General features: G+C 66.6%; 9 protein-coding genes. 6 read left to right on the top strand and 3 right to left on the bottom strand.

Annotated elements, in window-relative coordinates:
* A partial coding sequence (locus tag ACWEN3_RS04900; RefSeq protein ID WP_452965712.1) for an FAD-dependent monooxygenase occupies positions 1–262 on the bottom strand: 262 nt, incomplete at its 3' end.
* A gap of 635 nt (positions 263–897) precedes the next feature.
* Positions 898–1,362, bottom strand: coding sequence for a hypothetical protein (locus tag ACWEN3_RS04895; RefSeq protein WP_452965709.1), 465 nt, complete (start codon positions 1,360–1,362; stop codon positions 898–900).
* A gap of 844 nt (positions 1,363–2,206) precedes the next feature.
* Here ACWEN3_RS04895 and ACWEN3_RS04890 point away from each other — a divergent pair.
* Genes ACWEN3_RS04890 through ACWEN3_RS04880 form a run of 3 tightly spaced genes read left to right on the top strand, consistent with a single transcriptional unit; the run spans position 2,207 to position 3,609 of the window.
* Positions 2,207–2,641: a (R)-mandelonitrile lyase gene (locus ACWEN3_RS04890; protein WP_452965707.1), complete on the top strand. Its 435-nt coding sequence runs from the start codon at positions 2,207–2,209 to the stop codon at positions 2,639–2,641.
* A gap of 30 nt (positions 2,642–2,671) precedes the next feature.
* Positions 2,672–3,049: an SDR family NAD(P)-dependent oxidoreductase gene (locus ACWEN3_RS04885; RefSeq protein ID WP_452965705.1), complete on the top strand. Its 378-nt coding sequence runs from the start codon at positions 2,672–2,674 to the stop codon at positions 3,047–3,049.
* A 35-nt stretch (positions 3,050–3,084) separates the two neighbouring features.
* Positions 3,085–3,609, top strand: a complete 525-nt coding sequence (locus ACWEN3_RS04880) for a cupin domain-containing protein (protein WP_452965703.1) — start codon at positions 3,085–3,087, stop codon at positions 3,607–3,609.
* A 93-nt stretch (positions 3,610–3,702) separates the two neighbouring features.
* Here ACWEN3_RS04880 and ACWEN3_RS04875 read toward each other — a convergent pair whose 3' ends face one another.
* Positions 3,703–4,137 (bottom strand): cupin domain-containing protein, encoded by a 435-nt coding sequence (locus ACWEN3_RS04875; protein ID WP_452965701.1) that lies wholly within the window; start codon positions 4,135–4,137, stop codon positions 3,703–3,705.
* A gap of 630 nt (positions 4,138–4,767) precedes the next feature.
* Between ACWEN3_RS04875 and ACWEN3_RS04870 the strand changes: the two genes are divergently transcribed.
* From ACWEN3_RS04870 to ACWEN3_RS04860, 3 genes are all read left to right on the top strand, one after another.
* Positions 4,768–5,175 (top strand): nuclear transport factor 2 family protein, encoded by a 408-nt coding sequence (locus ACWEN3_RS04870; RefSeq protein WP_452965700.1) that lies wholly within the window; start codon positions 4,768–4,770, stop codon positions 5,173–5,175.
* 66 nt (positions 5,176–5,241) lie between these two features.
* Positions 5,242–5,685, top strand: coding sequence for a cupin domain-containing protein (locus ACWEN3_RS04865; RefSeq protein ID WP_452965698.1), 444 nt, complete (start codon positions 5,242–5,244; stop codon positions 5,683–5,685).
* A gap of 60 nt (positions 5,686–5,745) precedes the next feature.
* Positions 5,746–6,072, top strand: a complete 327-nt coding sequence (locus ACWEN3_RS04860; RefSeq protein ID WP_452965695.1) for a hypothetical protein — start codon at positions 5,746–5,748, stop codon at positions 6,070–6,072.
* Positions 6,073–6,175 lie beyond the last annotated feature (103 nt).

The raw sequence follows: 6,175 nt of genomic DNA, 5'->3' as shown, positions 1-6,175 counted from the left end.
CGATGGCGATCAGAGACGGTGCGGTGCGGTTCGAGCCGTCCAGCAGCTTCGTCTCGCCGTGCAAGTCGACGCCGACGAGGCCGAGCGCGGCGCCGCTTTGCGGAGAGGGACCTGATCGCTCGAGCATCGTGACGTGGAAACCGGCCCGGGACAGGGTCAGTCCGGTCATCAGGCCCGACAGGGAAGCACCCACGACGATGGCGGTGCCCCGGCGCTCGTGTCGGTCTGCGGCATGGTGCGTTTCGCGTATGTCTGTGCTCATGAGGCTCTGCTGTTCTCGTGGAGTGGTGGGGTGCGGCCGAAGCGGGGGGCGGCGACTGCGGGCAGCCATCTGAACAGTGGCTGTCCGGTGGTGTGCAGACGTGAGTCGTCCGTGCCGTGGCTTTGGTGGGGGCGTGGACGCCCGACCGCTTGTGCGGTGCACGTGAAGGCGAAGGTGGTGTCCGGGGCGCGACGAAGGGCGACCTCGACTATGGCGGACATGACCTCCGGCTTGCGTGCGGCGGCGGGTGCGAATTCCTCGGGACGGCCATGTCGGACATCCCGTCGGTCACTCCGTCGAGGTTCGCACTCCCACATGTCCAGGAAAAGGGTAAATTTTTATACCCCCCAGAAGAGGGCTGTTCCAGGTACGAAAACTGGCCCCCCAGTTTTTTGCGCACAGGAATGCGGGGCGGCATGGACACGGTCGCTGCTGTTCTCGCAGTGGCCGGGAATGTCGCCCCGCCAGGGCTCGCGCTTTACTCGCTGTACCCTGTCAGCCGCCGGCGCCGCTCAAGTACCGGTGGCTCCCGCACCGCACCGATGGTTCGGTGCCGGTGTTCCGGCGGTGTCCTCGGCGGGCAGACCATGCCGGCCGAAGACACCGCGTTTCACGCACCCGAGTGGGTGCGTACCTCAGTTCCGCTCGCCACGGTCGCTGTTCCAGTTCTGGAAGCGGCTGTCGCTGTCACGGTACTGACGGCTGTGGTCGTAGCCGGTGTCCTTGAAGTGCCAGTAGGACGCGCGGTTGTCGTCCCGGCGGTCGGACCGGTCCTGGTGGTCCCGAACCCAGCGGCCGTCGCGCTCGTAACGGTAGTCATCGCGGTTGTAGCGGTGTCCGTCACGGTCGTAGCGGTAGCCCGAGTTGCGGTCCTCGTCGTGGGTGCGGACCCACTGGCCCGAACCCTCGTGACCGTTCCGGTTGCCCTGGTCACCCCTGTCGTGGGTGGCGTGGCCGAGGGGTCCGGCCGAGACGGTGACGGGGGCACCAGTCGACAGGGGTGCCGCCGATGCCGAGCCGCCGGCGCCGACGAGCGCAGCAGTCGCTACCGCCGCGGAGGCGAGGGCGACAGCAGCCCGACGCGCAATCTTGAGTGCCATGGTCTTTGCTCCTTGCTATCCCCACGTTCCTCTGAAATATGCCAGTGGGGGCTTGTTTTGATTGGCAAAGGAGACCCTACGCCCGCATAAGTGAAGGGCGAACTACCTTTGGCGTGATGTACGCCATGTCCGGCTATTCACTTAATCCGGAATATTCCAGCGGCCTCGACCGGCCCTGAGAACACCACATCGATAGCCTTCGTGGCGCAAATGAAGATCGATACATGCCCGGATTTCGCCCCTCTCCATGCAACCGCGGGAAGCTCGTCGAAGCGCGGCCGCAGCAGGGGCAGCGAGGAGCGCCGGCGCTCACGCGTCTGAAGGGGGGCGGCCCGCACCCGCTCAGTCCCCTCCCGTAACCGTGCAGCCTCTTCCCGGGGCTCCCGCTCCGGGGTTTCCGGCAGATCGGGCATCGACGGCGCCAACTGCCGCCGCAAGCGGACCCGATCGGACGATCCGCCCCATCTCCCTTGTCGGCGACCGGAGTTCATGCGCGCACTGCCATGGCCGCGGTATGGGCGCTGGACGCAGCGACGGCTGACGTCCGCAGGTCTTGCCCTGACGATCGAACATATAATATATTCACGCGAGTGGAGGCCGTGCGCGCTGATCCGAGGCCTGGCGGTCCGCCGGGAGGCACTTGGAGTCGAGCTCCTGGAGAGCCCGCTCGAGAACGCTCCCGAATTCCCGTCGTTCATGGGGAAGTTGGTGTCACCGCACCGACCCGCAGGAGATTCGGCAAGTGTGCGACCAGCCGGGGGAGTAGCAGCGCGGCGCTCTGTCCCGGCCCTCCCGTAGCCCGTGGCTCGTGTCTCCCAATCATTCTCACATGCGAGGAGTTCCCATGGAGTTGAAGCCGGTGGCACCTGCCGCCAAAGGCCCCGCGAGCCGGTTCGTGGGGGATGTCTACTCCACCGCGATCGCCGGGCGCGACGAACCGTCTCCCCTGATCGCCGGAGTCGTACGGTTCGTGCCCGGGGCGCGCACCCATTGGCACTCCCACGCGCTGGGCCAGACGCTGTACGTCACCGAAGGGGTCGGTCTGGTCGGCACTCGGGACGGCGAGGTCGTGTGCGTTCGGGCCGGCGACACGGTGTACGCCCCTCCGGGCGAGGAGCACTGGCACGGCGCGACGGCCGGCAACGTGATGTGTCACGTCGCCATGGTCGTCCGCGACGGGGACGCTCCGGACACCACCTGGCTCGAGGCTGTCTCCGACGAGGAGTTCCAGGCGGCCAACGAGGCTGTGGCACCGTCACGGGTGGACGCCGTCCGATGAAGACCGGAGGCACCGGCCTGGGGAACAGGGGTGAGGGATGCTGGTGACAGACAACTTCGAGGCAACGTCGTGGTCGTCACCGGTGCCGCCGGCGGCATGGGTTCGGAGATCGCGGCGTGGCTCGCCCGCTTCGGGGCGAGGGTCTACGGCATCGACGTGAGCGCCGGCGGGAGTTCCCCGGACGGGGTCACGACGGTGTCGTGCGACCTCACCGACCCTGACGCCGTACGGCGGATTGCGGCCGAGGTCCTCGGTGTCACCGGCCGGGTCGACCTCCCGGTCAACACGGCCGGCCTGGTGAGCGCGACCCGGCCCATGGAGACCATCGGCGACGACGAGTTGGGACCGGCTGATGGGAGTCGGACTGCGTCACCGGAGCGACGGTGGACGTCAACGGCGGAGACCTGATCGCGTGATGCTCGGACGGAAGAGAGGCGAGGCCAGTGGCTGAACGAACGGGAGTGCGGCGTGTCCTGACCGGAGTGGACGAGGAGGGCCGCTCCCGGATCGTCGCGGACGCGAGGACGACAACGCACGTCATCCGTCCCGACGGGTCGGTGGTCATGGACATCTGGAGAGTCGAGGGACTTCCGGCGCGGCAAGCCGCGGAGGACGTGCTGACCGATGAGGTCCTGCCTCCGTCGGCGAACGGCCTGGTCGTCCGGATATGCCAGGTCCCGCCCAACGCGAACATGGACGCGCGGGAGTACGAGGCCGCGCTCGCCAGGTCCTACGGGATGGACGATGAGCCGGCGCGGAACGCGCAAGGTGCGCCCGGCATGCACCGGACCGAGACCGTGGACGTCGTCACCGTCGTCTCGGGCGAACTTGTCCTGGTCCTTGAGACCGAGGAGACAACGCTCCGTCCCGGGGACACCGTGGTCCAGCGCGGAACGAAACACGCGTGGCACAACCGGACCGACGAGCCCTGCCTGATCATCGCCGTCATGATGGCAGCCTGCTCCTGAAGGACACCTCGGCCAGGATGATGCTGCCCCCGCTGAGGCGAGCAGCATCATCCCGCGCCGGTACCGCGTCGTGCGGGTGAGCGGCCGTCCGGCTCAGGGTGAGTCCGGGGACGGCTGGGCATTGCGAGCCGCTTCCTGGTACTCGTCGTCGGTGACGAGCTCACCCCACTCGACGTAGGGCACCGCGGGGTCGCTGTCGCGCTCGGTCAGAGAGAGGAAGGCCGCGGAGGCATCGGGGGCGGCGCCGTGCCAGTGCCATTCCCCCGAGGGTGCGTGGACGGTTTCGCCCGGCTGTATCAGGGCGGCTCGACCGTCGCGAACCCCCACCAGTCCGACTCCGTCGGCTATGTGCAGGGTCTGGCCGGCCGCATGGGTGTGCCATGCGGTTCGGGCGCCGGGTGAGAACCGGACCACGCCCACGAGCGGCCGTGACGGGTCGTCGTGGTTGTCGAGCATGGTGACCGAGATGTCGCCGGTGGACTGCTCGGTGGAACCCGAGTGGAAAGTGGCTTGGGACAGGAATTCCATAGGTGCGTCTCCTCCAGTCGAACTATTGCTGGTTCATGGAACGCATCAGAAGCCGGCGCGCTGCGTGCAACTGTCGGCGATCGATTACTACTTGAGTGTCTTCGGAGCGGGAATCATGCCGTGTTCCGGCGCCGGCCTGAGAGATCATAGACGCACCACGCGGATGATTGGCAATACGGCCGCCGAACCGACCGGTTGTGGAAGTTGCCCCGTAGGCCTTTCCGTTCATTACCGACGGCGATCGTCCGTAATGAATACCGACGACGATCGTCCGTAAAGGGCCTCGAACATTGAGGTGGAGGGGGGCGATCCGTGATCGGGTGAAGGGCTTGTCGCCGTCCCCTCGGTGCGTTATAAAATATATCGCTCGCTGATGGGGCTTGCGTGTGCCCACTGACCTCCTCTGTTCATGCGTCAGACGGCTGTCACGGTAAAGAGGTCGAGGTGAGATGTAAGTGGGCGAGGTCGTTGGGTCCGGCGAACAATGAGCTCGCGCTTGATGAGCTCGACACTCGACAACGAAGCACCGGCGGTGCCGATTCCGCCCGTTCGAACCGGGTCATGGATGACAAGGGTGGTCCGTACCCTGCTTTCGCGAATTTCTCAGAGCCAATCAGAGGCAGGTAGTTGATGACACCCGCTGAACAACTGCTTGCGATCGAGCAGATCAAGACGCTCCGTGCCCGCTGGGCGAGACTGCTCGATCAGCGGAAATGGGACGATCTTCGGCCCCTGCTCGACAGCGACGCCGAGATATCGGTCGCGAGACCGAACGGAGACAACAGCTTCGCGAAGGGCAGCGACGAGATCTTCGCGGTGATGGGAGAGCGGATAGCCGCCGACGTCCGCATGGTCCATCACGTGACAGCGCCGGAGATCTACCTCGTGTCCGCCGATCGCGCCCAGGGAATCTGGCGTCAGCATTCCTTCCACCCACAGGCCGGGCACCTGTTCGGCACGCTCGATGAGATCTATGTCCGTCCCGGCGACTCGTGGCTGATCAGCCGCCTGCACCTCACCCTCGACGTCGTTGGTTGAGTCACCTGGCACCGGCGATCGTCCAGCGACCGAGTTGACTGTTACTCAGTAGGCAAAGGAACGCACATGATACGAAACCGGCGTGTTGTCACCGGCCATGATGCCGACGGACGCTCCTGCGTGATTTTCGACAGCTCCATGGACACCCTTCCCGTCTCCAACTCCAAAGTCGCCCTCGTCTGGACAACCGACGCGGTGCCGGCGAGCAACGAGGGCTCTGCCGAGACCTGTGCGACGCCCGTCGACCTTGATCTGTTCAATGGCGACGGCGCCAAGTTCGTTCTCTTCGAGATGGAGCCCGGCGACGAGATCCCGATGCACCAGACGACCACGATCGACTACGCGGTCGTCATCCGCGGGCAGGTTCTCCTGACGCTCGAGAGCGGCAGTGTCGTCATGGGGCCGGGGGACGTCATGGTCGATCGCGGCGCGCTGCACGCCTGGGGCGCTCACGGCGACGAGCCCGCGGTCATGGCCGCGACGCTCATTCCCGCCAAACCGCTGTCATAGGCAGCCCGATCGGTCCGGCCCTCCATCGGACCGGCATGCATCTCCGCATGCGAGCAGGAGATGCTCGCCATCGCCCGGGCGCTGATGCGGCAACCGCGCGTACTGCTCATCGACGAGCTGAGCATGGGCGTCGCCCCGGTGATCACCAAGCGGCTGCTCGGCGTCGTACGCCAGGTCACGTCCGAGACCGGGGCGGCGGGGGTGCTCGTCGGGCAGCATGTCCGGCCCGCACTCGAATCGGCGGACCGCGCGCTCGTCCTCGTCCACGGCGAGGTCGCTCCGCGGGACTCCGCCGAGGCGCTGTTCGCCGAACCGCGGCGGATCGAGAACGCCTGCCTGAAGGGTTCGGTCGCGTCCGTGACCTCAAAGTCCGGCCCGCGCCCATGAGGTCGTCGACAGACAGCATGAAGAGGACGGCGATGCGCAGCGTCGTGAGCCGTGACGGGTGACGTCGGCGGGAAGCCGGCCGTCACCCTCGACGGCGAGACCC

The organism is Streptomyces sp. NPDC004561, assembly GCF_053602155.1.
This window is presented reverse-complemented; position numbering and strand designations above follow the sequence as displayed.

Excerpts from the sequence above, each read along its gene's own strand:
- ACWEN3_RS04895 (WP_452965709.1), bottom strand. The coding sequence starts at position 1,362 with ATGGCACTCAAGATTGCGCGTCGGGCTGCTGTCGCCCTCGCCTCCGCG.
- ACWEN3_RS04890 (WP_452965707.1), top strand. The coding sequence starts at position 2,207 with ATGGAGTTGAAGCCGGTGGCACCTGCCGCCAAAGGCCCCGCGAGCCGG.
- ACWEN3_RS04875 (WP_452965701.1), bottom strand. The coding sequence starts at position 4,137 with ATGGAATTCCTGTCCCAAGCCACTTTCCACTCGGGTTCCACCGAGCAG.
- ACWEN3_RS04870 (WP_452965700.1), top strand. The coding sequence starts at position 4,768 with ATGACACCCGCTGAACAACTGCTTGCGATCGAGCAGATCAAGACGCTC.
- ACWEN3_RS04865 (WP_452965698.1), top strand. The coding sequence starts at position 5,242 with ATGATACGAAACCGGCGTGTTGTCACCGGCCATGATGCCGACGGACGC.
- ACWEN3_RS04860 (WP_452965695.1), top strand. The coding sequence starts at position 5,746 with ATGCTCGCCATCGCCCGGGCGCTGATGCGGCAACCGCGCGTACTGCTC.